General features: G+C 65.8%; 24 protein-coding genes. 10 read left to right on the top strand and 14 right to left on the bottom strand.

What is annotated here, in order from left to right; translation table 11 throughout:
* The first annotated feature begins 23 nt into the window (after positions 1–23).
* The 4 genes from CFR76_RS08970 (at position 24) to CFR76_RS08955 (ending at position 5,753) form a co-directional block, all read left to right on the top strand.
* A complete protein-coding gene (locus CFR76_RS08970; protein ID WP_110556822.1) occupies positions 24–2,240 on the top strand; it encodes a ribonuclease R family protein in 2,217 nt (738 codons plus the stop codon).
* Positions 2,237–3,943, top strand: a complete 1,707-nt coding sequence (locus CFR76_RS08965; RefSeq protein WP_110556821.1) for a S41 family peptidase — start codon at positions 2,237–2,239, stop codon at positions 3,941–3,943. Before CFR76_RS08970 ends, CFR76_RS08965 begins: the two co-directional genes overlap by 4 nt.
* A 78-nt stretch (positions 3,944–4,021) precedes the next feature.
* The gene (locus CFR76_RS08960; RefSeq protein ID WP_110556820.1) at positions 4,022–4,360 is read left to right on the top strand and encodes a DUF1491 family protein; all 339 of its coding nucleotides are present in this window, start codon (positions 4,022–4,024) and stop codon (positions 4,358–4,360) included.
* Between the two features lie 247 nt (positions 4,361–4,607).
* Positions 4,608–5,753, top strand: coding sequence for an OmpA family protein (locus CFR76_RS08955; protein ID WP_167402089.1), 1,146 nt, complete (start codon positions 4,608–4,610; stop codon positions 5,751–5,753).
* A gap of 105 nt (positions 5,754–5,858) precedes the next feature.
* On the opposite strand, the gene cysK is transcribed toward CFR76_RS08955, so the two are convergent.
* Positions 5,859–6,848: a cysteine synthase A gene (cysK, locus tag CFR76_RS08950; RefSeq protein ID WP_110556818.1), complete on the bottom strand. Its 990-nt coding sequence runs from the start codon at positions 6,846–6,848 to the stop codon at positions 5,859–5,861.
* A gap of 154 nt (positions 6,849–7,002) precedes the next feature.
* Between cysK and CFR76_RS08945 the strand changes: the two genes are divergently transcribed.
* The gene (locus CFR76_RS08945; RefSeq protein ID WP_026018474.1) at positions 7,003–7,449 is read left to right on the top strand and encodes an RrF2 family transcriptional regulator; all 447 of its coding nucleotides are present in this window, start codon (positions 7,003–7,005) and stop codon (positions 7,447–7,449) included.
* A 59-nt stretch (positions 7,450–7,508) separates the two neighbouring features.
* Here CFR76_RS08945 and CFR76_RS08940 read toward each other — a convergent pair whose 3' ends face one another.
* Positions 7,509–7,946: a hypothetical protein gene (locus tag CFR76_RS08940; protein ID WP_110556817.1), complete on the bottom strand. Its 438-nt coding sequence runs from the start codon at positions 7,944–7,946 to the stop codon at positions 7,509–7,511.
* Positions 7,947–8,346: 400 nt separating this feature from the next.
* Here CFR76_RS08940 and CFR76_RS08935 point away from each other — a divergent pair, with 400 nt between their 5' ends.
* Positions 8,347–8,880 (top strand): hypothetical protein, encoded by a 534-nt coding sequence (locus tag CFR76_RS08935; protein WP_110556816.1) that lies wholly within the window; start codon positions 8,347–8,349, stop codon positions 8,878–8,880.
* Positions 8,881–9,028: 148 nt separating this feature from the next.
* Positions 9,029–11,068, top strand: coding sequence for a DNA topoisomerase IV subunit B (gene parE, locus CFR76_RS08930; protein ID WP_110556815.1), 2,040 nt, complete (start codon positions 9,029–9,031; stop codon positions 11,066–11,068).
* A gap of 139 nt (positions 11,069–11,207) precedes the next feature.
* Here the strand turns inward: parE and CFR76_RS08925 are convergent, their stop codons facing one another.
* The 12 genes from CFR76_RS08925 to CFR76_RS08870 form a co-directional block, all read right to left on the bottom strand.
* Positions 11,208–12,749 (bottom strand): NADH-quinone oxidoreductase subunit M, encoded by a 1,542-nt coding sequence (locus tag CFR76_RS08925; RefSeq protein ID WP_110556814.1) that lies wholly within the window; start codon positions 12,747–12,749, stop codon positions 11,208–11,210.
* 134 nt (positions 12,750–12,883) lie between these two features.
* Positions 12,884–14,749, bottom strand: a complete 1,866-nt coding sequence (gene mutL / locus CFR76_RS08920) for a DNA mismatch repair endonuclease MutL (protein WP_110556813.1) — start codon at positions 14,747–14,749, stop codon at positions 12,884–12,886.
* Between the two features lie 72 nt (positions 14,750–14,821).
* Entirely contained in the window at positions 14,822–15,310 is a 489-nt protein-coding gene (locus tag CFR76_RS08915; protein WP_025439309.1) for a DUF3035 domain-containing protein, read from the bottom strand.
* 94 nt (positions 15,311–15,404) lie between these two features.
* The gene (gene lspA, locus CFR76_RS08910) at positions 15,405–15,878 is read right to left on the bottom strand and encodes a signal peptidase II (RefSeq protein WP_110556812.1); all 474 of its coding nucleotides are present in this window, start codon (positions 15,876–15,878) and stop codon (positions 15,405–15,407) included.
* Positions 15,879–15,883: 5 nt separating this feature from the next.
* On the bottom strand, positions 15,884–18,757 hold the full coding sequence (gene ileS / locus CFR76_RS08905; RefSeq protein ID WP_110556811.1) for an isoleucine--tRNA ligase: 2,874 nt from the start codon (positions 18,755–18,757) through the stop codon (positions 15,884–15,886).
* A gap of 91 nt (positions 18,758–18,848) precedes the next feature.
* The gene (locus CFR76_RS08900) at positions 18,849–19,808 is read right to left on the bottom strand and encodes a bifunctional riboflavin kinase/FAD synthetase (RefSeq protein WP_110556810.1); all 960 of its coding nucleotides are present in this window, start codon (positions 19,806–19,808) and stop codon (positions 18,849–18,851) included.
* Positions 19,805–20,521: an acireductone synthase gene (gene mtnC / locus CFR76_RS08895; protein ID WP_110556809.1), complete on the bottom strand. Its 717-nt coding sequence runs from the start codon at positions 20,519–20,521 to the stop codon at positions 19,805–19,807. Before mtnC ends, CFR76_RS08900 begins: the two co-directional genes overlap by 4 nt.
* A 23-nt stretch (positions 20,522–20,544) precedes the next feature.
* Complete coding sequence (locus tag CFR76_RS08890; RefSeq protein ID WP_025439313.1) at positions 20,545–21,087, bottom strand: 1,2-dihydroxy-3-keto-5-methylthiopentene dioxygenase; 543 nt, start codon at positions 21,085–21,087, stop codon at positions 20,545–20,547.
* Positions 21,084–21,707 (bottom strand): methylthioribulose 1-phosphate dehydratase, encoded by a 624-nt coding sequence (locus CFR76_RS08885; RefSeq protein WP_167402088.1) that lies wholly within the window; start codon positions 21,705–21,707, stop codon positions 21,084–21,086. Before CFR76_RS08885 ends, CFR76_RS08890 begins: the two co-directional genes overlap by 4 nt.
* Before the next feature lie 40 nt (positions 21,708–21,747).
* Positions 21,748–21,993, bottom strand: a complete 246-nt coding sequence (locus CFR76_RS08880; protein ID WP_110556807.1) for a twin-arginine translocase TatA/TatE family subunit — start codon at positions 21,991–21,993, stop codon at positions 21,748–21,750.
* A gap of 134 nt (positions 21,994–22,127) precedes the next feature.
* Positions 22,128–22,589: a CHAP domain-containing protein gene (locus CFR76_RS08875; protein ID WP_110556806.1), complete on the bottom strand. Its 462-nt coding sequence runs from the start codon at positions 22,587–22,589 to the stop codon at positions 22,128–22,130.
* Positions 22,586–23,227: a regulatory protein RecX gene (locus CFR76_RS08870; RefSeq protein ID WP_110556805.1), complete on the bottom strand. Its 642-nt coding sequence runs from the start codon at positions 23,225–23,227 to the stop codon at positions 22,586–22,588. Before CFR76_RS08870 ends, CFR76_RS08875 begins: the two co-directional genes overlap by 4 nt.
* A gap of 290 nt (positions 23,228–23,517) precedes the next feature.
* On the opposite strand from CFR76_RS08870, the gene CFR76_RS08865 reads away from it, so the two are divergent.
* From CFR76_RS08865 to CFR76_RS08855, 3 genes are read left to right on the top strand one after another with little or no spacing between them, the layout of a single operon-like run.
* On the top strand, positions 23,518–24,723 hold the full coding sequence (locus tag CFR76_RS08865; protein WP_110556804.1) for an aspartate aminotransferase family protein: 1,206 nt from the start codon (positions 23,518–23,520) through the stop codon (positions 24,721–24,723).
* A complete protein-coding gene (gene argF, locus CFR76_RS08860) occupies positions 24,720–25,706 on the top strand; it encodes an ornithine carbamoyltransferase (RefSeq protein WP_110556803.1) in 987 nt (328 codons plus the stop codon). The genes CFR76_RS08865 and argF overlap by 4 nt, the downstream gene beginning before the upstream one ends.
* A complete protein-coding gene (locus tag CFR76_RS08855) occupies positions 25,703–26,023 on the top strand; it encodes a hypothetical protein (protein WP_110556802.1) in 321 nt (106 codons plus the stop codon). Before argF ends, CFR76_RS08855 begins: the two co-directional genes overlap by 4 nt.
* Positions 26,024–26,054: the final 31 nt, after the last annotated feature.

Below are 26,054 nucleotides of genomic sequence, written 5' to 3'. Positions count from 1 at the left end.
GGCAGCGTCCAGCAACTTCCGAGATGCCGGACCCCCTGCCCACGGGCACGCCACAGGCCCGTGCGGGCGGCCTGCCGGATCGTGAACAGCTTCGTGCGTTTATCGAAAACGCCACCGGGCGGATCGGCAAGCGCGAGATCAGCCGGGAATTCGGGCTGGGGCCGGAACACAAACAGGCCCTGCGGCAGATGCTGCGCGACATGGCGCTGGATGGCACGCTGGCCCCTGCGGGCGCGCGACGCTTCCGTGTCTCGGACCGGCTGCCCGAATCCATGGTCGTGCAGGTGACCGGCACGGATGCGGATGGCGATCCCATCGCGCGTCCCGTGCAGTGGGATGGCGAAGGCCATGCCCCCGTCGTCTTCATGCACCCCGAACTGCGGGGCCGCACAGCCCTTGCCCCGGGCGAACGCGTGGTCGCCCGCCTGCGCCGCATCGGACCGGGCAAATATGAAGGCCGCACGCTGCGCCGCCTGACCGACGCGCCGATGCAGGTCGTGGGCCTGTTCCGCACCCTGGACGGCGCCGACCCCATGGCGTCCGCACCCGCCCGCTACCGCCCGGCCGGCATCCTGACCCCCGCCGACCGGCGGGCGAAGGCGCAATGGGTCATTCCCATGGGCGAGGATGCGGACAGCCCGGACAACGAAATCGTCATCGCCACCCCCCTGCCCCAGTCCGGGCCGGGGCTGCACCCCGCGCGGATCATCGAACGCCTTGGCCCGCAGGGGGACGCCCGGACCATAAGCATGATCGCGGTGGCCATGCTGGGCATCCCGCATGTCTTCCCCGCCGCGGCGCTGGCGCAGGCAAGGGCCGCCCGTGGCGTGGCCGCACAGGGGCGCACCGACCTGCGCGACATGCCGCTGGTCACCATTGATGGCGCGGATGCACGCGATTTTGACGACGCGGTCTATGCCGAACCCGATGGCGAGGGTTTCCGCATTACCGTCGCCATCGCGGATGTCGCATGGTACGTGCGCCCGGATAGCGCGCTGGACCGAGAGGCCCGCCTGCGGGGCAATTCGGTCTATTTTCCCGACCGGGTGATCCCCATGCTGCCCGAGGACCTGTCCAACGGGTGGTGTTCGCTGCGACCGGGGGAAGACCGGGGCTGCCTGTTCGTCAACATGGATGTCGCACCCGACGGCGCCATCAGCAATGCCCGCTTCGGGCGCGGCATCATGCGCAGCGCCGCCCGCCTGACCTATGAACAGGTGCAGGAAGCACGGGACGGCGCACCGGACGCCACCATCGCCAGCCTGCCCGACGGGCTGCTGGACAGCCTGTTCGGGGCATGGCGGTGCCTGTCGGCGGCACGGGTGCTGCGCGGCACGCTGGACCTTGAACTGCCCGAACGGCTGGTGCGGCTGGATGACCATGGGCGGATCGCAGCCATCCAGCCGCGCATCCGCCTCGACAGCCACCGTCTGGTCGAGGAGTTCATGATCGCGGCCAATGTCGCCGCCGCCCGCTGCCTGGAAGCACGGCACCTGCCCTGCCTGTACCGCATCCACGCGCCCCCCACGCCCGAACGGCTGGAAAGCCTGCGCCGCGCGCTGGACACCATGGGCCTGAAGCTGCCGCCGGTGGGCAGCCTGCGCGCCGCCGACCTTGACCATGTGCTGCGCCAGGTACGCGAGACCGATCAGGCCGGGCTGGTGAACGAACTGATCCTGCGCGCGCAGAACCAGGCGGAATACAGCCCCGAACCGGTCGGGCATTTTGGCCTGTCCCTTCCGGCCTATGCCCATTTCACCAGCCCGATCCGCCGTTATGCCGACCTGCTGACCCACCGCGCCCTGCTGGTGGCCACAGGCCTGGAACCTGGCCCCGCCCCCAGCCATGACGAACTGGAGGAAGCGGGTATCGCCATTACCCGCACCGAACGCCGCGCGGCACAGGCCGAACGCGAAACACTGGAACGCTACGCCGCCACGTGGCTGCAGGCCCGCGTGGGCACGGTCATGGACGCGCATATATCCAGCCTGTCGCGATTCGGCATTTTCACCGTACTGGATGCAACCGGCACCTCCGCGCTGCTGCCCATGTCTGCCCTGCCGGAAGATCAATGGCATCATGACGAAAAAACGCAGACACTGGCCGCACGCGAAACGACCATGGTATTCCGCCCCGGTCAGGCCCTGCGCGTACGGATAGAAGAAGCATGCGCCATCCGGGGGACAGTCCTGCTGGCACTGCCCGATGCCCCACCCAGCCACCGCAGGCGGCGGACATGAAACGCAGCCGGTTTCCGGTCATCATCCTGCGCCCGCAGGCCACGGGGCGGGAAAACGCCAGCGCGTGGCGTCGCCGCATTTCCACGCTCGGGCATATCCCGCGTGACACCATCGTCCTGCTGCTGGTCATCATCCGGCTGACAACGGCCGCCTGCGCCGATGACATGCCCGCAACCCCGCGCACCCCCACGCCCCAGCCCCCCATGCATGAAGACAGCATGGACACGGCCGATGCCGCCAGCATGGACCTTGGGGTCATTTCCTCGGTCATACAGGCGAGCCTGTCATTCCTGCAGCCCCGTACGCTGGACAGCCACGAGATCCGTGACTTCGCGCTGTGGGGGCTGAACGGGCTGAGCGCGCTGGACCCGTCGCTGAGCATCGAGGAACAGCACGGCTTCCTGCAACTGGCCGCGACACAAAAAACCGTCCTCGCCCTGCCTGTTCCCGCGCCGGATGACGTAGCGGGGTGGAGTGCCGCCATCACCCGCATACTGGATGTGGCGTGGCACCATTCCCCCGCCATGCGCAGCACGGGACAGGATGGCGTGCTGCAGGGATTCTTTGATGAACTGTTCAACCACCTTGACCCGTATTCACGCTACGTCCCGCCGGGGGCGGCCGTATCGGACCGCAGCATCCGCACCGGGGGGGAGGCCACGGCGGGCCTGACGCTGGGGCTGGACCACCACGCCATCATCATCACCGCCGTCAACGCGAACGGCCCCGCATGGCCAACCAGCCTTGCGGCGGGCCAGATCGTGCGCGCGATCAATGGACGGTCCACCGACTCCCGCAGCCTTGATACCGTGACCTCATGGCTCAACGGCCCCAATGGCAGCCTTGTCCACATAACGGTGGAGTCGAAGGGACGGCGGAGCACGGTCACCCTGCACCGGGCCTCCACGCCGCCCGAAACCGTCTTCGCCTATACCAGCGGCAAGCATGTCGTTCTGCATATCACCGCCTTTTCCGCCAACACGGCGGAGGAAATGAGCCAGTACCTGGACGAGGCAATGAACGTGCCCGGCATTTCGGGCCTGATCATCGACCTGCGCGGCAACCGCGGCGGCGTGCTGCAGCAGGCGGTCACCACGTCCGCCCTGATGCTGGACCATGGCGTGGCGGCCATAACACAGGGGCGTGACCCGCAGGCCAACCATGTCTGGGCCGTGCAGGGGGGCGACATGACCAATGGCTTGCCCATCATCGTCCTGGTCGATGGCCGGACCGCCAGCGCCGCCGAGATCCTGGCCGCCGCCCTGGCCGACCAGAAGCGCGGCGTGGTCATAGGCAGCGCCACGCTGGGCAAGGGGCTGGTGCAGACCATCGGCCAGATGCCCAACGGGGCGGAACTGTTCGTGACATGGAGTCGCGTGCTGGCGCCGCTGGGCTGGCCGCTGCAGGGGCTGGGGGTCATGCCGCAGGTCTGCACCAGCCTGGGGGAAAGCGAACTGGTGCGCCAGTTGCAGAACCTGGCCGAAGGCGCTGCCGACAGCCGGGAATGGATCGCGGCCGCCCGCCAGGTCCGCTATCCCGTGGACCTGGCGCGCATCCTGACCATCCGCAAGGCCTGCCCTGCCGCGATCGGCACCGATGGCGACCTTGATGCCGCCCATTCCCTGCTGGACAACCCGGTCGAGTACCATGCCGCCCTGTCCACCATACCCGAGGAAGGGGCGGCCCCGCCCGGTGGCGGGTAAGTCACAACTACGCGGGAAAGCGTGCTATTCCTGCATACCTCCCGCTGTTTTTCTGCATTACCGGAGAAGTCCACCCCAATGGAAGACGCACGTCTGAAAACCGGCATCTGGGTCAAGGCAATGCTGCGCCAGGCTGGACAAACGGGAAATCCGGGCATGGTGCTGCACCATGGCGATGATGACGCGGGCGGCGTTCTGGTCGTGCTGCTGGGACGCGGTGGACACATGTCCGTGCTGGCCCAGACCCGCACCCCCGATGGACGGCGGGCATGGTTCCGCGCTACAGGGGAGGCGGCTGTAGATCAGGCCGGTGTGGATGCCTATGTTACAAGACAGATGGAACGGGACCCGGATTTATGGGTTCTTGAATTCGACACACCGGATCTGACGCCACCGTTTGAAGCAAAGTTGATATGAAAGACGTGTTTCCGCAGGATTGAAAAACAGTGAAACCGGACCGGACAGGGGTGTGGCATCTTGCACACACTCAGGTGCGCCAGTTGGCGCGTCAGCCCAAAGCGACCGATAAGGTGGCGGCAATGGATTGTCAGGGCTGGTTTCTTTCAGCAAAAGAAAGCTGATGCTGATCATTCCAGGGAATAGGGCACGTGCACCCGACCGGGCCGACATGCCGGAAGAGGCCCGTCGAAGGGAGAAGAAGAGTATGAATCTGCGGGACGGATTGCTTGCAGGGTCTTTATTGGCTGCCTCGGTTACCCTGGGATCCGTACTGGTCTCCACCCCGGTATTCGCCCAGCCCGTCCAGGGCCTGTATATTTCAGGCGCTGGCGGTGCGAGCTTCAACCAGGGACAGGTCATACGTCATTCCTCCGCGCGTGATGAGTTCAAGACAGGGGGCACGGGCATCGGCAGCCTTGGCTGGGGTCTGGGCAACGGATTCCGTGTCGAACTGGAAGGCTTCTACCGCAGCAACGACATGAAGACGGTGGGCGGCAATGCCGCCTATAATGCCCGTGCGGATGGCCGGCAGCAGACATCGGGACTTATGGCCAACGCCCTGTTCGACCTTGATATCGGCAAAAGCTGGCTGTTCCCGTATTTCGGCGCGGGTATCGGTTACGGCTGGCAGAACATGAACAGCACCATTACCGGCAACGTGGGCGGGCAGAACTACAGCCAGCATGTCGGGGGCACGTACGGCAACTTCGCCTATCAGGGCATTTTTGGCCTGTCCTTCCCCATGCCGTTTGCGGTGGGCCTGTCGGCCACGGCGGAATACCGGTTCTGGACCATGCTTGGCCCGCAGTCGCACCATTCCATCGTCAGTGGCAGTTCCACGGCCCTGTCGGCCATGAACAGCGATTACGGCTTCCGCAACGGCAACCGCGACAGCCGGACCGATTTCAACCATTCGCTGATGCTGGGGCTGCGGTATGAGTTCAATCCCGCCCCCCCGCCACCGCCGGCGCCCACTTCCGTCGCGGCACCGGCACCGGCTGAAAACCGGACCTATCTCGTGTTCTTTGACTGGGACCGCAGCGACCTGACCGACCGCGCCCGTTCCATCGTGGCGGTCGCCGCACAGGCATCGACCAATACCCAGACCACCCGGATCGAGGTCAACGGCTATACCGACAATTCGGCAAGCCATCCCGGCCCGCAGGGTGAAAAATACAATCAGGCGCTATCGCTCAAGCGGGCGCAGGTCATCAAGGCGGAACTGGTGCGTGACGGCGTGCCGGGACCGGCCATCGACATCCATGGCTTTGGCGACAGCAACCCGCTGGTCCAGACTGCGGCCAACACGCGCGAGGCACAGAATCGCCGCGTCGAGATCATCCTGCACTGATCCCGCACTGTCCCGTCTGGCCATGGAAAAGAAAAAAGCGGCGCCCCGTGGGCAGCCGCTTTTTTCATATGCGCGGGGCCAGCAGGCCCGCGCTGATGGGGTGGATCAGACCAGCCCGGTAAAGAGCGAGGTGGACAGGTAGCGTTCGGCAAAGGACGGCGCGATGGTCACGATGGTCTTGCCCGCGTTTTCGGGCTGTGCCGCCAGTTGCACGGCCGCATGCAGCGCGGCCCCTGATGAAATGCCCACCGGCACCCCATCCAGCCGGGCGCACCGGCGGGCGGCTGCGATGGCCTCGCGTTCCGAGACGGGGATCACGCCATCAAGGGCCGCCAGGTCCAGTGTCCGGGGACAGAATCCCGGCCCGATGCCCTGAATGCCGTGCGGTCCTGGCTCATCACCGTTCAGGATGGCGCTTTCCATCGGTTCGACACCATAGACCTGCAGGCTTTTCTTGCGCGGCTTCAGGCCATGCGCGATGCCGCTGGCCGTCCCCCCCGTGCCCAGCCCGGCCACCACGATATCGACCTCGCCCGCCGTATCGGCCCAGATTTCCTCGGCCGTGGTCGCGGCGTGGATGGCCGGGTTGGCGGGATTGTCAAACTGGCGCGGCATCCATGCATTGGGGGTCTTTTCAAGGATTTCCTCGGCGCGCGCGATGGCGCCCGCCATGCCCAGGCGCGATGGCGTCAGTTCAAGCTGCGCATCCAGCAGCCGCAGCATCTTGCGCCGTTCGATCGATGCCCCTTCGGGCATGGTGACAATCAGGCGATACCCCCGGGCGGCGGCGACAAACGCCAGTGAAATGCCCGTATTGCCCGAAGTCGGTTCCACCAGCGTGGTCTTGCCCGGATGGATTTCCCCCCGGCTTTCCGCATCCTCGATCATGGCCGCGCCAATACGGTCCTTGACCGAGCCGAGTGGATTGAAAAATTCCAGCTTCATCAGAACCCGGCCCTGCAACCCATCCTCACGCGTCAGATGCGGCAGCGCGACCAGCGGCGTCCCCCCCACCGTATCGACAATGGAGTCGTAAACCCTGCCGCGCGGCGCTGCAAAACCATATGTGCGATCTGGCGGGGTGGTCTTTTTCATTCGTTATCACTCCTTGTTGCGGAAATGGCCTATTCACGCATACAGTCTGTACATAATCCACCATCCTCCTTAACAGAAGCGTGGATCAATCGGGGGATTGCTGGTAAATGAAGCGGGCTGGTTACCAAATCCATTCAAAGCGAGGCTGAACGATATGCTGCTCCGGCGGGACAGGACCATGATCGCTATCCTGATCATGCTAGATGTAGCCTTTCACGCGGGGCGTAACGGCACCATCAGCGCGGCCGACATTGCCGAACGCGCGGGTCTGGCCCGGCGCGGGATCGAACCGCTATTGCAGACGCTGTCGCGTTCCGGCCTGCTGGAAAGCGTGCGCGGGCCGCGAGGCGGCTACCGGCTGGGCCGCCCCCGGCGTGATATCCTGCTGTCGGATATCCTGTCCGTCATCACGGCGGAAGACAATACGGATGACGGCCCGATCGGCGGGCTGTTCCAGAAGGTGGTCGAACCCTGCTGGCAGGAATTCGACACCATGCTGGATGAGGAATGTCGCAAGATCAGCCTGGATGACCTGGTGCGCCGGGCCGAACATGCCGGCATGCGCCGCCCGCTGCCCGAACCCATCACCTTTTCCATCTGATTACGGACCGGGATACGCAATGATGCGTGTCCCGACCCGGTCAGGGCCGGGATACCGGATTATTTCGCCGTGCCTACGGCAGGGGCGGTGACGCTGGCCGTCACGTCCAGGTATTCGCGCGGCTGCTTTTCACCCGTAATCAGCACGACGCGGAACCTGTCCTCGCCGGAATAGGCGGTGTTGGGCGTGTACGTCACATAAGTGTGATCGTTATAGTTGTAGATAAACGCCTTGCCATGCTCGGGCGCCGGGGACACGCCGAACGAGGCATAGGGGTGGCCTGCGGAAACACGCGTCTCGATCGCGCAGTACCCGTCATCGCTGCGCACCTGCATGCTGGCGGCCCTGGTGTCCTTGCCCGCGGCAGTGGGGCCGGTCACCTGGCACTGCCCCGATGCCTTCATGTAATTGTAGGGATTGGGGGTTCCGCCGATCCCACCAAGGTTCACGGCCGGTTTGTTGTCACATCCGGCGAGCAGAATGCCCGTCGTCATCATGATTGCAGACAGTCGCAGTCGCACTCGTCAGCTCCGCTGTATTTGATACATACCCGTTATCAGGACAGTTTCGCCCGCGCCGTCCCGTAACGGTCTGGATCGGCACAACGGCTAACCGCTTTGGCATATGCTGTAGAGCAACGCACCCCGGCGGGAAAGACCCGTTGGTCCTTTTACGCAAGCGGACAAGCCCTGCCCCTGTGGCATACCCGCCCCGGGGGGCGCTGTCATCCCACGCCGCCATCTTAACGCATCTTTTTGAACGTGGGTTGATATCCCTCCCTTTTGGCGACTGCCGGTTTGCGCTATAGACCTGATCCGGATTTCATTCCTGCCGGAATATGCGGGGTCCGTGCATTCCCCGTTGGCAACTGCCCCAATATCTGGAGAACCCGTCCTGATGTCCATGTCGATCTGGCGCGCTGGCGCTGCTGCCCTTGCCCTTGTGGGGCTGGTTAATGGCGGGCAGGCACTGGCTGCCGGCCCCTGCTCCCCCTCCCCCGCGCATGAGGCGTTTGATGTGCAGGGCCTGAAAAGCGAGTTGATGGTAACGGCCCTGTCATGCGGCGCGCAGGACAAGTACAACAGCTTTATCATGAAATTCCGCACCAAGCTGGCGTCGGAGGAGCATGTCCTCAACAGCTATTTCAACAGCACCTACGGCCGCAACTCGCAGCGCCAGCATGATGACTACATCACGCAGCTTGCCAACGTGCAGTCCGAACGTGGCCTGAAATCCGGCACCGCCTTCTGCCAGCAGCGCATGTCCATGTTCGATGAGGTACTGGTGCTCGAAAGCACCGCCGACCTGTCCAACTATGCCCAGGCGAAGGATATCCTCCAGCCCGCGTCCTACCTGACCTGCACCGCGCCCAACCGCCCGGCCGCCAGCACGCGCAGCCGCGGCCCGGCCCGCCGCACGGTCCGCAGCTAGGCTGCCAGCCACCACACGGGCATGAAGAAATATATGGCCGGACCCGTGTCCGGCCTTTTTCATGCCCGCAAGTGCAGGCATAGTCCATGCCGCGTGCAGGGCCTTACGGCTTGACAGGACGCGATCCGACAGAACAAAAGAACGCTTCATGAACGACGATCTTTTTTCCGCCCCTGCAGGCTCTGCCAGGCCCACCCGACGCAAGGTTTCCGCTGACCCCATGCCAGATAACGCCAAGAACGGCCCCGATACCTATGACGCCAGCGCCATCGAAGTGCTGGAGGGGCTGGAACCCGTGCGCCGCCGTCCGGGCATGTATATCGGCGGCACGGACGAGACGGCGTACCACCACCTCGCCTCCGAAATCCTTGACAACGCGATGGACGAGGCCGTGGCCGGCCACGCCACCACCATTGACGTGACACTGGAAGCCGGGGACCGCCTGACCATACGCGACAACGGGCGCGGCATTCCGGTGGACCCGCACCCGCGTTTTCCCGACCGTTCGGCACTGGAGGTCATCCTGACCACGCTGCACGCGGGCGGCAAGTTTTCGGGCAAGGCCTATGCCACGTCGGGCGGCCTGCATGGCGTGGGGTCGTCAGTGGTCAACGCGCTGGCGTCACGCATGGAAGTCGAGATCGCGCGTGACCGCGAACTGTGGCGGCAGGTCTATGAACGCGGCCACCCGCTGAGCGGCGTTGAAAAGATCGGCCCGGTCAACAACCGGCGCGGCACGCAGATCCGCTTTACCCCCGACCCGCAGATTTTCGGGCGACTGCACTTTTCGCCCCTGCGGCTGTACCGGCTATGCCGGTCCAAGGCGTTCCTGTTCCGTGGCGTGACCATCCGCTGGTCATGCGATCCGTCCCTGATAAAGAATGATGAGGTCCCGGCGGAAGCGGTCCTGCACTTCCCCGGCGGGCTGGCGGACAGCCTGCGTGACGAACTGGGCGACAAGGCCGCCCTGCTGACCGATCTGTGGTCGGGCGATGCGGACCTGCCCACCGGCCCCGACGGGGCGGATACGGGCCGCATGGAATGGGCCATCGCCTTTGTGGAACAGGGCACGGCCGCCCTTGCGTCCTACTGCAACACCATTCCCACGCCCAATGGCGGCACGCATGAGACGGGCTTTCGCAACGCGCTGCTCAAGGGCCTGCGCAACTGGGGCGAACAGCGCGCCAACAAGCGCGCGGCCAGCATCAACGCCGATGATATCATGGGCTGCATCGCCGCCAAGCTGTCGGTCTTTATCCGTGACCCTCAGTTCCAGGGCCAGACCAAGGAAAAACTGACCAGCAGCGAGGCCAGCAAGCTGGTCGAGACCGCATTGCGCGACCGCTTCGACCACTGGCTGGCGGGCAACCCGCAACAGGCGGACAACCTGCTGGCCTTTGTGGTCGAACGCGCCGAGGAACGCCTGCGCCGCAAGGAACAGAAGGAAACCCCGCGCAAAAGCGCGACCCGTCGCCTGCGCCTGCCGGGCAAGCTTACGGACTGCACGCGCGAAAACGCGGCTGAAACCGAAATCTTCCTGGTCGAGGGAGATTCGGCGGGTGGGTCCGCCAAGCAGGCCCGCAACCGGGAAACGCAGGCAGTCCTGCCGCTGCGGGGCAAGATCCTGAACGTTGCCAGCGCCTCGACCGAAAAGCTGCGTGGCAACCAGGAACTGCGCGACCTGGTGGAAGCACTGGGCTGTGGCATGGGGGAGCGCTATGACGCAACCAAGCTGCGTTATGGCCGCATCATCATCATGACCGACGCGGATGTGGACGGGGCGCATATCGCCTCGCTGCTCATGACGTTCTTCTATCGTGAACTGCCCGGCCTGATCCGGGGCGGACACCTGTACCTGGCCCAGCCGCCGCTGTATCGCCTGACACAGGGCGGCAAGAGTGTGTACGCCATGGATGACGCCGACCGTGAGCGGAAGATGAAGAAGGATTTCAAGCCCAACAGCAAGGTCGAGGTCTCGCGCTTCAAGGGCCTTGGTGAAATGCCGCCGGGTGACCTGAAGCAGACCACCATGGACCCAAGGCACCGCACCCTGCTGAAGGTCATCACCCCGCCCGAGGACAGGGCGCTGACGCTGGAGCGCGTGGAACACCTGATGGGCCGCAAGGCGGAACTGCGCTTCCGCTTCATTCAGGAACATGCCCGCCAGGTCGATAACCTCGACGTCTGATACAGCCGAAACAGCAAAGGCCCGGTCACCCCTGCATCAGGGTGACCGGGCTTTTTTTACAGGAAGTTTTTGGTGAAGCTTTTCCCAAAAAGCTTCGGGGAATGCCGCCCTTTTTAAAAAAGGCGGCGCCCGGAACCTTTCAACCCGCCGTTGCCAGCTGCGTAACCTGCTGCGGATCAACCGTGGCGACAGTCGTCACCGGGTGCAGCAGGCTGGTCACGGCCGGGTCAAACACCCGCAGGAACGATCCCGGATGCACCCCCATCCAGATCGTCACCACAGCCAGCGGCACCAGCACGGCCAGTTCCTGCCCCGTCAGGTCACGCAGCAGGGCGACAACCCCACCCCGGTCCGCACCGAACAGCACCCGCCGATACAGCACCAGCATATAGACCGCGCCCAGGATCATGCTGGTCCCGCCCAGGAAGGCCAGCCAGAACGACACATGCAGCGCGCCGACCATGACCAGGAATTCCCCCACGAACGCGCCCGTTCCCGGCAGGCCGATATTGGCCATGACAAACAGCATGGCCAGCGTGGCCAGCACCGGCATTTTATGCGCAACCCCGGAAAACGCGCTGATTTCACGCGTTTCGGCCCGCCACGACACGGCGGAGACACAGAAGAACAGCGCCGCGATCACGATGCCATGCGACAGCATCTGGAAAATCGCGCCATCGATTCCCTCCGGCGTCATAGTGAACAGCCCGATGGCGATCACCCCCATGTGCGAGAACGAGGAATAGGCGATCACCCGCTTCATGTCCGTCTGCGCCAGCGCGATCATCGCGGCGTAGATCACCGCGATCACGCCCAGCGTCAGCACCACCGGCGCGAACATCCGCGCGGCGTCGGGAAACATCATCACGCCAAAGCGCAGCAGGCCATACGCCCCCGCCTTGGACAGCACGCCCGACAGCATGACGGATGCGGGGGTCGGGGCCTCGGTATAGGCATCGGGCAGCCATGCATGCAGCGGGAACAGCGGCAGCTTCACGCCAAAGGCGATGATGAAGCCCGCCAGCAGCCAGCACTGCATGGCATGGCCGAACCCATGATGCTGCAACGCCACGATATCGGTCGTGCCCGCCGCGTTCCACATGGCCAGCAGCGCCAGCAGCATGAACAGCGACCCGCCAAAGGTGAACAGGAAGAACTGCAGCGACGCCCAGACCCGCTTCGGGCCACCCCATACCCCGATCATGAGGCTGGCGGGCAGCAGCGTCGCTTCGTAGAACAGGTAGAACAGCACCAGATCCAGCGCCGAAAACAGCCCGATCAACGTGGTTTCCAGCACCAGCATGGCGATCATGTAATCGCGCACCCGCCCCGTCACCTGCCGCCAGCCCCCGATAATGGAAAGCGGGGTCAGGAACGCGGACAGCAGCACGAACATGAGGCTGATGCCATCAAGCCCGGCATGGTAGGAAATGCCGACCCCACTGGCCCAGCCCACCTGCTGCTCGAACTGGATACCGGGCCGGGCGGGGTCGAATTCAACCCACATGATCACGGCCAGCGCAAAGACGATGCCACTGGTCCACAGCGCCACCCATCGGGCGGCGGTCTCGACCGTCTGGGTCGTGCCGCGCGTCAGCAATATGGCCAGGGCACCGGCAAGGGGCAGATACGTAACTAGGGACAGCAGGATCGGATGCACATTCGGTCTCACATCATCCATGGATAATGGCTGACCCTAGGGGTGTTGCGCCCCGGGAATCCAGTAAGCCGCCGCTCACATTATGCAGAGGCCCCGCCCCGTTCCGTGTCCAGCCACCCCGTCACGGGCATGCGCGGGCGCTGGCCCGCAGGGGGTCACCTGCGGCCGAACATCCGCTCCAGATCAGCTTTTTCCAGCTTCAGCCATGTCGGCCGCCCGTGTGAACACGTACCCGAACGCGGGGTGCGTTCCATGTCCCGCAGCAGGGCGTTCATTTCCTCGTGTGTCAGCTTCCGGCCTGCCCGCACGCTGCCATGGCAGGCCATGCGCGCGATGATCGCATCCATGCGTGCATCCAGCGCATCGGCCTGCGCGGGGTTGGCCAGGTCGTCGGCTTCCAGTTCCTCCGCCAGGTCACGCAGCATGCCCACCGGGTCTTCCTTGCCCAGCAGGGCGGGCATGGTCCGGACCAGAACGGCCGTGCCGCCAAAGGGTTCGATTTCGATTCCCAGCCGGCCCAGCGCCGCACTGAATGACAGCAGGACCACCACCTGCCGCGCGGGCAGGTCAACCACTTCCGGCAACAGCAGGCGCTGGGCGCGGATTTCACCACCCATATACTGCTGGCGCAGGATCTCATGGGTCAGGCGTTCATGGGCCGCATGCTGGTCCACCAGCACCAGCGCGCCATCCGCCGTCTGTGACACGATATAGGTGCCCAGGACCTGCGCCACCGCGGCACCCAGCGGGTGGTCGATGGCCGGTGTCATGTCGGCTGCGGGCTGGCCCGGCCCGTCAGGCACGACCGTGCGCGCGGCCGGCAGGGCGGATAGCGGCAATGTCGATTCGGCAAAGCCGGGCGGCAGCAGGCCCGCATCGGGCTGGCCAGGTGCGTCGAGGGGGGCAGCCAGACGGGTGGAGACCCCGGCCGCATCGGCGTTGCGTTCGGCCGGGTACCAGATCCGCGCGGGCGATGGCCCCCGTGATTGCAGCAGGCCGGGCCTGACACCCGCGACACCCGCCCCGGTGCCCAGCGCGCGCCCCAGCGATCCGATCACCAGCGCCCGCACGGCCGCCGAGTCGGCATAACGCAGTTCCGTCTTGGCCGGATGCACGTTCACGTCCACCTGTTCGGGCGGGATATCCAGCGACAGCGCCACGACAGCGTGCCGCCCGTGTTCCATCACGTTGCGATAGGCCACCCGCACCGCCGTGCGCAGCACCGGGTCCACCACCGGGCGGCCATTGACCATAAGCATCTGCCCGCTGGCCGTGGCGCGGTGCACGGATGGCGCGCAGATGAAGCCATGCAGCTTCAGGTCGCCACGCTGCCCTTCCACCGGCAGCAGGCCGTCAGCATCACCCGACTCCAGAATGGCGGCCACACGCGCGGCCATGTCCTGCGCCGGCAGGTCAAGGATCACGCGCTGGTCGAATTCCAGCCGGAAGGCGACATGCGGGGCGGACAGGGCCAGGCGGCGGACCACGTTTTCGGCATGGCTGGATTCGACACGTGGGCTTTTGAGGAATTTGCGCCGCGCAGGTGTTGCAAAGAACATGTCCTCCACCAGCACGCGCGTGCCGGGCGGCCCGGCGCAGGGTTCCACGTCCCCCACCACGCCGCCTTCCACGCGGATCGCCCATGCCGAATCGCTGTCATGCAGCCGGGACATGACCGCAAGCCGTGCCGCCGCCCCGATCGAGGGCAGGGCCTCGCCCCGGAAACCAAGCGTGGAAATACGTACCAGCGTCTCGTCACGCAGCTTGGACGTGCAGTGCCGTTCCACCGCAAGACGCAGGTCGCCGGGCGACATGCCGCAGCCATCATCCGTAACCTCGATCCGGTCGATACCGCCACGGTCCAGACGGATCCCGACCCGCCGCGCGCCGGAATCGATGGCGTTTTCCACCAGTTCCTTCAGGGCCGCGGCCGGGCGTTCGATCACCTCGCCCGCGGCAATGCGGTTGATGACCTGTTCCGACAGGCGACGGATGACCGGCTGGCCATTACCAGAAGACATGTTTACACCACGGAGCGGATTTCACGCATCTGGCCACATGCCGCGCACCCATCAGCTGCGCGGTCAGGCCATTTATTTCTTGGGACCGCTGACGGTTGGGGTCGCGCCCTGCGTCAGGTTGCGCCCCAGGGCCGAATCCTCACGCAGGCGGGCGTTTTCCGCCTTGCCGTTTACAAGGTTGCCGGCCCCGCCACCGTGCCAGAACATCAGCTTGTCAACAAAACTGGTGTCGGCGCGGCCCATTTCGCCCTTGTCCTCGGCATTGGAGGCAACCTGCGCCGCCCCCACCAGCGCGGTCTGGCCCGCGCTGTCGGTGCCATCGGCACCCTGCAGCGCCACATTGGGGGACAGCGTTTCCAGCGCCTGCATGCGCGGGTTGGTGTCCTGCGCGCGCTGAATGGCGTTGCTGTTGGGCGCGCCCAGTTCATCGGACGGCGGCATGGACAGCGGCGCACGGGTCGTGACCGTGTATTCGTCCGGCAGGCTCCGCTCCAGCCCGAAGGCACGCGAAACATCGGCACCGGTGCAGCCTGACAACAGGACGCCACACGACACGAGCATTGCACAGGAAAGGGGTCTGAGAACAGGAATCGCCATATCTCGCCTATTACCGTTAGTGGAACGGTTCGGCAAGCATATGCAGGCCGCGCCTCCCCTAGTTTGCATCGCGATTACGCATGTTGTCGATAATCAGGATCGCAACACCGCAATCAATCATGGCATCGGCGATGTTGAACACCGGCCATGACCAGCCAAAGGCATGGGCATCGATGAAATCAACCACCGCGCCAAAGCGCAACCGGTCAATCACGTTGCCGATCGCGCCCCCCATGATCATGCCCAGCGCCACCGCCACCCACCGGCGCGGCGTGCGCGCGAGCCATACCGACAGGCCCGCCACGATCGCCAGGGCCGCGACGGAAAAGATGATGCGCCCGGCGGCACCGGCACCACCCAGCATACCGAACGTGATGGCATGGTTCCATACCATCGTCAGGTTCAGCACCGGCAGCAGTTCCACGCTTTCACGCGCGGGCAGGTCATAGATATCGAGTATCCAGAACTTGCTGGCCTGGTCGGCCACCAGCGCGCCCAGCAGGCAGGCGCCGCCCAGAACACGGTTGTCCATCAAGGTTACGCCCCGTCCCGCACCACATCGGCACAGCGCAGGCACAGTTCGGGGTGGGCCTTGTCCTGCCCCACCTCCTCCAGCACCTTCCAGCAGCGCGCGCATTTATGGCCCGCCGCCACACTGATGGTGGGGATGCCGTGCGGCACGCCTTCCTGCGCCCCGTCCTCGCCCAGATAGATCGAACCGGCCCCCGCGATGATGTTCACATCCGCCTGCGAGACGATGGTCAGCTCCGCCCAGTCCACGCCCTCGAACCGTGCGGCCTCCGCTTCCGACAGGGGCAGGTCGAGTGCCGCCTGAAGCGATGACTTGACCATGCCGTCACGGCGCGCGGTCTCGATTTCGGTCGTGATCACGCGGCGCACCGCGCGCAGCATGGCCCAGCGGTCCCCCAGTTCCGGGTCATGCCACTGCGTCGGCAGTTCGGGGAAGGGCTGCAGGTGGATGCTTTCGGTAGTGCCGGGACGGGCCAGCCATGCCTCCTCCGCAGTAAAGACCAGCACGGGGGCCAGCCATGCGCACAGGCAGCGGTGCAATTGGTCCAGCACGGTGCGCGCCGCGCGGCGCTTCAGGCTGGATGCGCCATCACAGTAGATGGTGTCCTTGCGCACGTCGAAATAGAAGGCCGACAGGTCGGCGGCGCAGAAACCATGCAGCGCGGGATAGACGCCCACCCATTCATGCGTTTCCACCGCGCGCGCCACAAGGCTGCCCAGTTCGGACATGCGGTGCAGGACCCAGCGTTCGAGTTCGGGCAGTTCCGCGAACGGCACCCGCTCGGCTTCAGTAAAGCCGTCCAGCGCGCCCAGCAGCCAGCGCAGCGTGTTACGCAGGCGACGGTAGAGTTCGCCCTGCTGCTTGAGGATTTCCTTGCCGATGCGCAGGTCGTCATTCGTATCCGAATTCATGACCCACAGGCGCAGGATATCGGCGCCGAGGCTGTCATTCACGTCCTGCGGCGCGATGACGTTGCCGAGGGACTTGGACATCTTGCGGCCCTGCTCATCCAGCACGAAACCGTTGGTGACCAGCGCCTTGTAGGGCGCCACGCCACGGGTTCCGACACTTTCCAGCAGCGAGGACTGGAACCAGCCCCGATGCTGGTCGGAGCCTTCGAGATACAGGTCGGCGGGGAAGGGCATGTCGCCATGGCCCAGCACGAAGGCATGGGTCGAACCGCTTTCGAACCACACATCGACGATATCGAACACCTGTTCGTAATCGTCGGGGTTGCGGCCTTCGCCAAGGAAGCGCGCGGCGGGAGAACTGTACCACGCATCGGCCCCTTCCGCGCGGAAGGCGGTGACGATACGCTCCATCACCGCGGCGTCGCGCAGGACCTCGCCCGTGCGCTTTTCCACGAACACGGCAATCGGCACGCCCCAGGCGCGCTGGCGGCTTATGCACCAGTCGGGGCGGCCGGCCACCATGGATGTCAGGCGGTTGCGCGACTGCGCGGGCACGAACGTCACCTTTTCCAGCGCCGCAAGTGCGCGTTCACGCAGGCGGCCTTCGCCATCCATGCTGATGAACCACTGCGGGGTGGCGCGATAGATGATCGGCGCGCGCGACCGCCATGAATGCGGATAGGAATGGACCAGCACCGCCCGCGCCACCAGGCCACACGGCGCCGTGCCCGCCGCCACGGCGCGCTGCATGGCTTCCAGCAGGGCCTGGCACACCGGCTCGGCCGCCTTGAACACATGGCCACCGGCAAACAGCGGCACCCAGTCGGCGTAGCGACCGTCATCCATCACCATTTCGGTGATTTCCAGCCCATAGGCGCGGCCGAGGTTGAAGTCGTCCTCGCCATGGGCGGGGGCGGTATGGACCAGGCCGGTGCCCGCCTCGGTCGTGACATGCGCGCCAGGCAGCAGCGGCACGTCGAAATCATAACCCTGCCCACGTAGCGGGTGGGCGCAGATGGCCCCTTCCAGCGCGCTGCCGGGCAGGGTGTACAGCACATGGTGGGCGGTGACGTCCGCTGCCTGGCAGAACGGGGCGATCAGGTCCTCGGCCACCAGCACGCGGGCTTCGGGTTCCAGCGTCGCGTTGTCGCCCACGCCATCGACGCGCACCACGGCATAGGTGATGTCAGGGCCATAGGCGATGGCGCGGTTGGCGGGAATGGTCCACGGCGTGGTGGTCCAGATCACCGCCGCCACGTCCTTGAGCGCCTTCGCCGGCGTGGGATCGGTCGCGAAGGGGAAGGCCACGTGGATGGCGGTGGATTCGTGGTCGCGGTATTCGATCTCGGCTTCGGCCAGCGCGGTCTTTTCAACCGGACTCCACATGACCGGGCGCAGGCCACGGTACAGCAGACCATTGAGCAGGAATTTGCCGATTTCCCCCGCGATTGCCGCCTCGGACGAAAAATCCATGGTGGCGTAACGGTTCGCCCATTCCGCCTGCACGCCCAGACGGCGGAACTCGCTGGCCTGCGTGTCCAGCCATTTCTGGGCATAGGCACGGCATTCGGCGCGGAACTGCAGGACGGGCACGCTGTCCTTGTCCTGCCCGCGCTTGCGGTATTCCTCCTCGATCTTCCATTCGATCGGCAGGCCGTGGCAGTCCCAGCCCGGCACGTAATGGATGCCGTAGCCCGACATGCGGTGGGCGCGGTTGATGACGTCCTTGAGGATCTTGTTCAGCGCGTGGCCGATATGCAGGTGCCCGTTGGCGTAGGGCGGGCCGTCATGCAGCATGAATACGTCACGCCCGCGCGCCTGTTCGAACAGGCGGTCATCGAGCTTTTCGCTCGCCCATCCCGCCAGAATCTCCGGCTCCCGGCTGGGCAGGTTGCCCCGCATGGGAAAGGAAGTGGTCGGCAGGAAGACCGTCTCCCGGTAGAGATCCTGTGGTTTTGACTCGGACATGGCCTGTTCTGTTCTTCTGGCAAGGGGAAGTGCATGCGCGACCAGCGGCCACCATGCAGGGCAACCTTATGGGGACGCGGGCGGCGCGGGGTCAAGTTCTGGCGGATATGGGCGCGAATTCGTGGGTGGACAGGTACGCCATCGCCTGCTTGCAGTCGCGCGCGATCTGTTCCTTCAGCGCGTCCAGGCCGTCAAACCGGCGTTCGGCCCGCAGCAGGGTATGCAGCGCCACCGACAGGGTCTGGCCATACAGGTCGCCTGAAAAGCCCAGCAGATGGACCTCCAGCCGGCTTTCCTGCCCGTCATTGATGGTGGGCCTGCGACCGATATTGGCAACGCCGGGATAGACGCCGCCATCGGCCATGCGCACGCTGACGGCATACACCCCGCGCGCGGGTTCCAGATGGCGGCCCAGCGCGATGTTGGCGGTGGGGAAGCCCAGCAGGCGACCACGCTTGTCCCCATGCTGGACCACGCCCCGAATCGACCATGGGCGGCCCAGTTCCTCCGCCGCGCGTTCGGGGTAGCCATCCTGCAGCAGCCTGCGGATGCGGCTGGATGAATACGGCCCCAGCGCATCGGACAGCGGGGGCACCACGCTCAGCCCGATGCCCAGTTCGGCCGTGCGTTCGGCCAGGAAGGCGACATTGCCGCGCCTGCGGTGGCCAAAGGCGAAATCCATGCCGCAGGCGACATGGTGCAGCCCCAGCCCCTCGTGCAGCACGCGGGTGACGAAATCCTCCGCACTCATGGCGCTGAATTCCCGGTCGAAGCCGATCTGGAACACATGCTGGACGCCGAGTGCGGACAGCGCGGCAAAGCGTTCCTGCGACAGCGTCAGGCGAAAGGGCGGGTCCTGCGGGCGGAACAGCTCACGCGGGTGGGGTTCGAACGTCACGACCGCCAGCTTCCGGTCGGGACGGGCCGTATGCAAAGCCTGTACCAGATGGGCATGGCCCAGATGCACGCCATCGAAATTGCCCAGCGCCGCCACGGCCCCCCGCGCGGTATCGGGAATATTGCGCCAGTCGGTATGCAGGTGCGCCTTCATGCCTGCCCCGCGCGGGGCAGGCCAAAGCGTTCGGCCACCTCATCCAGCGTCGCGGCCACGGGATGCGTGGCGCCGGGCTGCGTGCCGTCCTGCGGGCGCACGATCTGGCAGGTGCGCAGGCCCGCTTGCGCCGCCGCATCCAGTTCGGCCACCACATCGGACAGGAACAGCACGTCGCCCGCCCGCCACTGCGCGTCCTGCACGATGTTGGCATAGCTCCGCGCCTCGCGCTTGCTGCCCATCTGCAGGTCGTAGAAGCCGACGAACACACTGCTCAGGTCGCCATCGGTGGTATGGCCATAGATCAGCTTCTGCGCCGCGACCGAGCCGGATGAATAGACCGCCAGCGCCAGCCCCGCCGCGGCCCAGCAGCGCAGCGCGGGCGTGACATCCGGGTAAAGCGTGGCCTTGAGCACGCCATCGGCATAGCCCTGCGCCCACACCATGCCCTGCAGCGCCTTCAGGGGGGCGACCTTGGCATCGGCATCCATCCATGCCTCAAGCTGGCGCAGGGGCGGCACGCCGGGGGCAAGGCGGGCGATTTCCGCCACCTGCGCGCGCACGGCCGGGTCATCCGCCTTCGTGCGCAGCAATGCGGGCAGCGCCTTGCGGGCATAGGGGAACAATGTGTCATGGACGAAGGAAACCGGTATGGTCGTTCCCTCAATATCCAGCAGCACCGCGCGTACTGGCGGCTGCGTGGCCTGGGTCACGTTCTCATCTCCCTCAGTGCGGGTCAGGCTTCAACGGGGAAGCGGGCCGCGATGTCACTGCCTGTATATTGCGCGATCCACCCATCGGGATTGGTGAAAATGCGCAGGGTCACGAAATCAGGCGTCTCGCCCCCATCAAACCAGTGGGGAATGCCGGCGGGCACCGAAATCAGGTCGCCCGCCGTGCAGCGCACATCATATACGCGCCCGCCCACATGCAGGATGAAATCCCCCTGCCCATGGACGAAAAAGCGGACCTCGTCCTCGCTATGGACATGTTCGGACAGGTATTTGCTACGCGCCTGCGCCCAGCCCTGTGTTTCGGGGCCGACGCGCAGCACATCGGCCGAACCGGCACCCGTCTCGCCCATCAACTGGTCAAGATAGGGGCGGTAGGCGTCCAGCACCTCGGCTTCGGGCGCGGCGCGCGGGGGGACGACGGGGCTGTCCCAGCGTTCGAAGCGCACGTTGATCGCCGAAAGCTCGGAGGCGATGCGCTTCGGGTCGGTCAGGTGGATGATGGGGGTGCCGGGATTGTTATCGGCATAGACGTTCAGGCTGCTCATCGGAGCTTCCTTTCTTCCAGTTCGCAGGCCAGCAGGAATTCCAGCCCTTCCAGCCGGGCCAGCGCGGTATCCATGTCCGCACCCCACACATACACCCCGTGGCCACGGATGATGTAGCCCGCGCGCATGCCATCCAGATGCGGGGCCACGACGCCGGACAGACGGGCGATGTCCTGGTCATTGTCGAATATGGGCACGCGCACCCGTGCCGCGTGGGTGGTCTGGCCCGCAAACACCTTCTGGACTTCATACCCGTCCAGCACCAGCGCATCCCCGCCCAGCCGGGACAGCACGGTGGAGGCCACGGAATGGCCATGCAGCACCGCGCCCGCCTGCGGGTCATGGGCGTAGATCTGGCAATGCAGCAGGGTTTCGGCGCTGGGCCGGTCGCCCGCGGCCCGCGGCCTGCCCGCGGCATCGACGCATATGACCCCGTCGGCCCCCAGCAGGCCCTTGTGGCCACCCGAGCGCGTAATGGCCAGGTTGCCATCGGGCAGGCGGATGCTGATATTGCCCGCCGTGGCCGGCACCCAGCCAAAGCGGTCCATGCGCCGTCCCGCCGCGATGATCTGTTCCACCGCGCGGCAGTACGCGCCAGCCGGAAACACTGCTTTATCCATTACGCCGCCCACCCGCGCGCCACCGGCGCGCGGTCCATCATCATTTTACGTTGTTGGCCGAATGCTGCGGCGCTTCGGTAAAGGAGGCATCCTTTTCCTTGCCCGGTCCCTGGATATGGCCGGTCGGCGCCGGTTCCTCCGGGGTATCGTCGGCCATGTTCTTCTTGAACGACTTGATCCCGCGCGCCATGTCACCCATGAGCGAACTGATCTTGCCACCGCCGCCAAACAGTACCAGCACCACCGCCAGCACGATCAGCCAATGTCCCCAGCTCAAGCTACCCATCGCATCCCCCGATCCGCGTCCATGACGCAAAATACCGTGTTTCCCATCCGCCATCCCATATGGCGGCGGCCTGCCCATCCCCGCCTATGTGAGGGGAGAAGCGGTCATATGCAAGCACCCCCGCCACGATCCGGTCAGCCCGCCGGCAGGATAAACCCGTAAGCAGGATAGACGGTTTTGCCCATGTCGTGAATGGGGGACCACCAGACCTTCACCCGCGACCAGTCATTGCGGGCCGACACGTCGACCACCGGCTCGCCCCGGCCGATGCGCCCGGGCACCCAGTTGGCCTGGTCCACCAGCACCTCACGCGGGCTGCGCACCGAACGGACAACGGATACATGCCCGTCGGGCAGGCGGCCCGTGGCGCGGAACACCAGCACCGCCCCCGTCCGTGGCGCATGGGTGCGCGGGTAATGGCCCTGCGCCTGCCCCCACCATGACGCGGCGGCCCCGCTCAACTGCACATGCGTGACCTGCCTTGCATAGGGGGCGCACTGCACCGCCCCGTGCCAGCCATGCCCGCTGCCCCCCGCGCAGGCCGCAAGCGACAGCAGGCCGCCCACGGCCGCCATCCGCGCCAGCGCGCCCTTCATGCCATCCTCATGCGCATGATCCTGTCCTCCGCCTCTTCCCGTTCCATGTCCAGCGCCCTGCGCGCCGTATCATGGCCAAAACCCGCCCGCGCCATGGCGTCCAGCGCGCGGCGGTAGCGTTTATCCACCTCGGCCCCGTCCGCATCAGGGCGCGCGAAGGGACCGGCGCGCCGCTTGCGGGCGAATACCAGGGCCGCGGCCAGTTCGGTTTCCTGCCCTTCCCCGTCACGCGGGCCAAGGGCTTCCTCCACCGCGTGGCGCACCGTGGCCTCATCCACGCCGCGCGCGCCCAGATGGGCCGCGACCATGCGGCGCGACCGGCCCGCGCGCGCAAGGGAGCGGGCGCGGAATTCGGAAAAGCGGGCGTCATCGACCGCGCCCAGCCCCTCCATGTCGGTCACGATACCGGCAATGGCGCCGCGCGCGGGCTGTACGGCGCGGATGGCCTCATCCTCCTCCATCCCGCTGCCGACCGCGCGGCGTACCCAGCGGTCGATATGGCGCGCAAGCATCCGTTCCACGCCCGCGCGGGTCGCGGAAAAGCGCGCAAGATAGGCAAGCGCCGCCTCACGCAGCCGGGCCGGGTCCGGCACGGGGGCAAGCGGTCGGGGTTCGGAACGGGAAGGACAGGCCACCATGCGCCCTACTGTGCCACAGCCCTGCGCCCGCGCCCATCACTATGCGCGCATATATGGCTGCCATGGCCGGATCGGGGGTGGAAATGGCGCGAAGGTTGCATTTCGCACAGGCGGGCCATATCCTTCCTCCTTTCCGGGCTGACATATGGGGACAGGACGGCGCGTTGGATCGCCACCCCGTAGTAGCCGGAGAAATCGGAAAACGGAATATGCCCACCCCCATGGCGGTGGGCCGTTTTCGTTTCTGAACCCCGATCCTTTTCTTTGACCTGAAATCACAAGGCTGTTCCATGATTTCCGCCCTGATGCCGAATTACAATCGCGCCGACCTCGCTTTCGAGCGCGGCGAAGGTGCCTGGCTGTACACGGTGGACGGGCGACGATTCCTCGATTTCGGGTCCGGCATCGCCACGTCCTCGGTCGGGCACAACAACCCCCATCTTGTTGGCGCCATCACACAGCAGGCGCAGCGCGTGATGCACGTGTCCAACCTGTACCGCGTGCCGCAGGCCGAACTGCTGGCGCAGCGGCTGGTGGCCAACAGCTTCGCCGACAGCGCCTTCTTCTGCAATTCCGGCGCGGAAGCCAACGAAGGCATGATCAAGATGATCCGCCGCGCGCAGGCCAAGTCCGGCCACCCCGAACGCACGCGCATCATCTGCTTCAACGGCGCGTTCCACGGGCGCACGCTGGCGACGCTGTCGGCCACGGGCAATCCCAAATACCTCGACGGGTTCGGCCCGCGGGTGGAGGGATTCGACCATGTGCCGCTTAACAACATGAACGCCGTGCGCGACGCCATCGGGGCCGAGACGGCGGGCATCATGATCGAACCCGTGCAGGGCGAAAGCGGCATCCATGTCGCCACCCCGCGCTTCATGCGCGAACTGCGCGCGGTAGGTGACGAGTACGGCCTGTTCCTGGGCGTGGATGAAGTGCAGTGCGGCATGGGCCGCACGGGCCGCCTGTTCGCGTATGAATGGTCGGACATCACCCCGGACATCCTGTCCACCGCCAAGGGCATTGCCGGCGGCTTCCCCATGGGGGCGGTGCTGGCGACCGAAACCATCGCGAAGCACATGACGCCGGGCAGCCATGGCACGACCTTTGGCGGCAGCCCGCTGGCGTGTGCGGCGGCGAATGCGGTGCTGGACATCCTGCTTGCCCCCGGTTTCCTTGAGGGGGTGCGCATGCGTGCGGCCCAGCTGGATGCGGGCATCGACCAGCTATGCGCGACCTATCCGGATGTCTTTGCCAGCCGTCGCGGGCTTGGGCTGCTGATCGGCCTGAAGTGCCGGGCCGATGTGGCGCTGGTGCAGAATGCCGCCATCCTGGAGGGCATGCTGAGTGTCACGGCGGGCGACAACGTGCTGCGCATGCTGCCGCCGCTGACCGTGACCGAAGCCGACTGCGCCGACGCCCTGTCCATGCTGGACCGCGCGGCACAGCGGGTGCGCGCCCATGTCGCCGCCGCCAGGCCGGAGAACGTGGCATGAATGCGCTGCAGACCCCCACCCACGTCACCCCGCGCCATTTCCTGGACCTGCGTGACCTTGATGCGGCAACCCTGCGCGCGATCCTGGATGTCGCGGCCGGGATCAAGCGCATGCAGCGCCATCGCGCCCGCCCGCTGCACCCGGCCCTGCCGGTGCATGGGCGCGCGCTTGGCCTCATGCTGTCCAAGCCGTCCACGCGCACCCGCGTCTCGTTCGAGGTGGGGATGCAGCAGCTTGGCGGGAACGTGATCCTGCTCTCGCCCGCCGACATGCAACTGGGCCGGGGGGAAAGCATTGCCGATACCGCCCGCGTGCTGTCGCGTTTTGTTGACGCCATCGTGCTGCGCACCGGAAAGACCGAAAACCTGCGCGAGCTTGCACGGTGGAGCAGCGTTCCCGTCATCAACGGCCTGACACCGGATTCGCACCCGGTGCAGATCATGGCCGACATCATGACGTTCGAGGAACATCGCGGCCCGATCCGGGGGCGCACGCTGGCATGGGTGGGCGATGGCAACAATGTCGCCACCTCCTTCATCGAGGCGGCGGCCCTGTTCGGCTTCCACCTGCGTCTGGCAACCCCCGCGACCCATGCGCCATCGGTCGCCGCCGTGGCGTGGGCGCGCGAACAGGGGGCGCACATCACGGTCACGACCGACCCCGTGGTGGCGGTCAGGGGGGCGGATGCGGTCATTACCGACACATGGGTCAGCATGTCCGACAAGGAATCGGCGCAGCGCATCAGCGCGTTCGAGCCATACCGCGTCGATACCGCCCTGATGGCGCATGCGGCACCCGATGCCCTTTTCCTGCACTGCCTGCCTGCCCATATCGGGGAAGAGGTGACGGAAGACGTGTTTGAAGGCCCGCATTCCGTCGTGTTCGACGAGGCCGAAAATCGCCTGCATGCGCAGAAGGGCATCCTTGTCTGGGCGCTGTGTGGCGAGGACTGGCAGCAATATGGAAAGGAACCCACGGCATGACCGGACCGGCCGAACAGCCCGCCCTGCCCTCCGCCACCGAAGACACGCCGGAAGTCCCCGGCTGGGCGGAAAAAAGCGTGCGCGACATCTTTGCCGCCCTGCCCACCCGTGACACCCGCATTGACGCGGTGCGTGACGCCTACCTGGACTGCATTGCCGGCGCGGGACGCACGGAAGACCTGGACATGGAACATGACCGCTGCCGCCAGCGCGCCATGACCGCGCTGGAAACCGCTGGCCTGCTGCCGTCGGGCCAGCTCAAGGACCTCGACCAGCGCCTTGCCGCGCTGGAGGCGGACATTACCGCCAATCTCTGATGACCCACGGCCCCCGGCAACGGGGGCGCGT

This window comes from Komagataeibacter swingsii (assembly GCF_003207895.1).
GTDB lineage: Bacteria > Pseudomonadota > Alphaproteobacteria > Acetobacterales > Acetobacteraceae > Komagataeibacter > Komagataeibacter swingsii.
Note: the sequence above shows the minus strand (reverse complement) of the source record. Positions and strands in the feature narration are given on the sequence as shown.

Coding starts and splice junctions, on each gene's coding strand:
- CFR76_RS08970 (WP_110556822.1), top strand. CDS start 24: ATGCCGGACCCCCTGCCCACGGGCACGCCACAGGCCCGTGCGGGCGGC.
- CFR76_RS08965 (WP_110556821.1), top strand. CDS start 2,237: ATGAAACGCAGCCGGTTTCCGGTCATCATCCTGCGCCCGCAGGCCACG.
- CFR76_RS08960 (WP_110556820.1), top strand. CDS start 4,022: ATGGAAGACGCACGTCTGAAAACCGGCATCTGGGTCAAGGCAATGCTG.
- CFR76_RS08955 (WP_167402089.1), top strand. CDS start 4,608: ATGAATCTGCGGGACGGATTGCTTGCAGGGTCTTTATTGGCTGCCTCG.
- cysK (WP_110556818.1), bottom strand. CDS start 6,848: ATGAAAAAGACCACCCCGCCAGATCGCACATATGGTTTTGCAGCGCCG.
- CFR76_RS08945 (WP_026018474.1), top strand. CDS start 7,003: ATGCTGCTCCGGCGGGACAGGACCATGATCGCTATCCTGATCATGCTA.
- CFR76_RS08940 (WP_110556817.1), bottom strand. CDS start 7,946: ATGATGACGACGGGCATTCTGCTCGCCGGATGTGACAACAAACCGGCC.
- CFR76_RS08935 (WP_110556816.1), top strand. CDS start 8,347: ATGTCCATGTCGATCTGGCGCGCTGGCGCTGCTGCCCTTGCCCTTGTG.
- parE (WP_110556815.1), top strand. CDS start 9,029: ATGAACGACGATCTTTTTTCCGCCCCTGCAGGCTCTGCCAGGCCCACC.
- CFR76_RS08925 (WP_110556814.1), bottom strand. CDS start 12,749: ATGGATGATGTGAGACCGAATGTGCATCCGATCCTGCTGTCCCTAGTT.
- mutL (WP_110556813.1), bottom strand. CDS start 14,749: ATGTCTTCTGGTAATGGCCAGCCGGTCATCCGTCGCCTGTCGGAACAG.
- CFR76_RS08915 (WP_025439309.1), bottom strand. CDS start 15,310: ATGCTCGTGTCGTGTGGCGTCCTGTTGTCAGGCTGCACCGGTGCCGAT.
- lspA (WP_110556812.1), bottom strand. CDS start 15,878: ATGGACAACCGTGTTCTGGGCGGCGCCTGCCTGCTGGGCGCGCTGGTG.
- ileS (WP_110556811.1), bottom strand. CDS start 18,757: ATGTCCGAGTCAAAACCACAGGATCTCTACCGGGAGACGGTCTTCCTG.
- CFR76_RS08900 (WP_110556810.1), bottom strand. CDS start 19,808: ATGAAGGCGCACCTGCATACCGACTGGCGCAATATTCCCGATACCGCG.
- CFR76_RS08890 (WP_025439313.1), bottom strand. CDS start 21,087: ATGAGCAGCCTGAACGTCTATGCCGATAACAATCCCGGCACCCCCATC.
- CFR76_RS08885 (WP_167402088.1), bottom strand. CDS start 21,707: ATGGATAAAGCAGTGTTTCCGGCTGGCGCGTACTGCCGCGCGGTGGAA.
- CFR76_RS08880 (WP_110556807.1), bottom strand. CDS start 21,993: ATGGGTAGCTTGAGCTGGGGACATTGGCTGATCGTGCTGGCGGTGGTG.
- CFR76_RS08875 (WP_110556806.1), bottom strand. CDS start 22,589: ATGAAGGGCGCGCTGGCGCGGATGGCGGCCGTGGGCGGCCTGCTGTCG.
- CFR76_RS08870 (WP_110556805.1), bottom strand. CDS start 23,227: ATGGTGGCCTGTCCTTCCCGTTCCGAACCCCGACCGCTTGCCCCCGTG.
- CFR76_RS08865 (WP_110556804.1), top strand. CDS start 23,518: ATGATTTCCGCCCTGATGCCGAATTACAATCGCGCCGACCTCGCTTTC.
- argF (WP_110556803.1), top strand. CDS start 24,720: ATGAATGCGCTGCAGACCCCCACCCACGTCACCCCGCGCCATTTCCTG.
- CFR76_RS08855 (WP_110556802.1), top strand. CDS start 25,703: ATGACCGGACCGGCCGAACAGCCCGCCCTGCCCTCCGCCACCGAAGAC.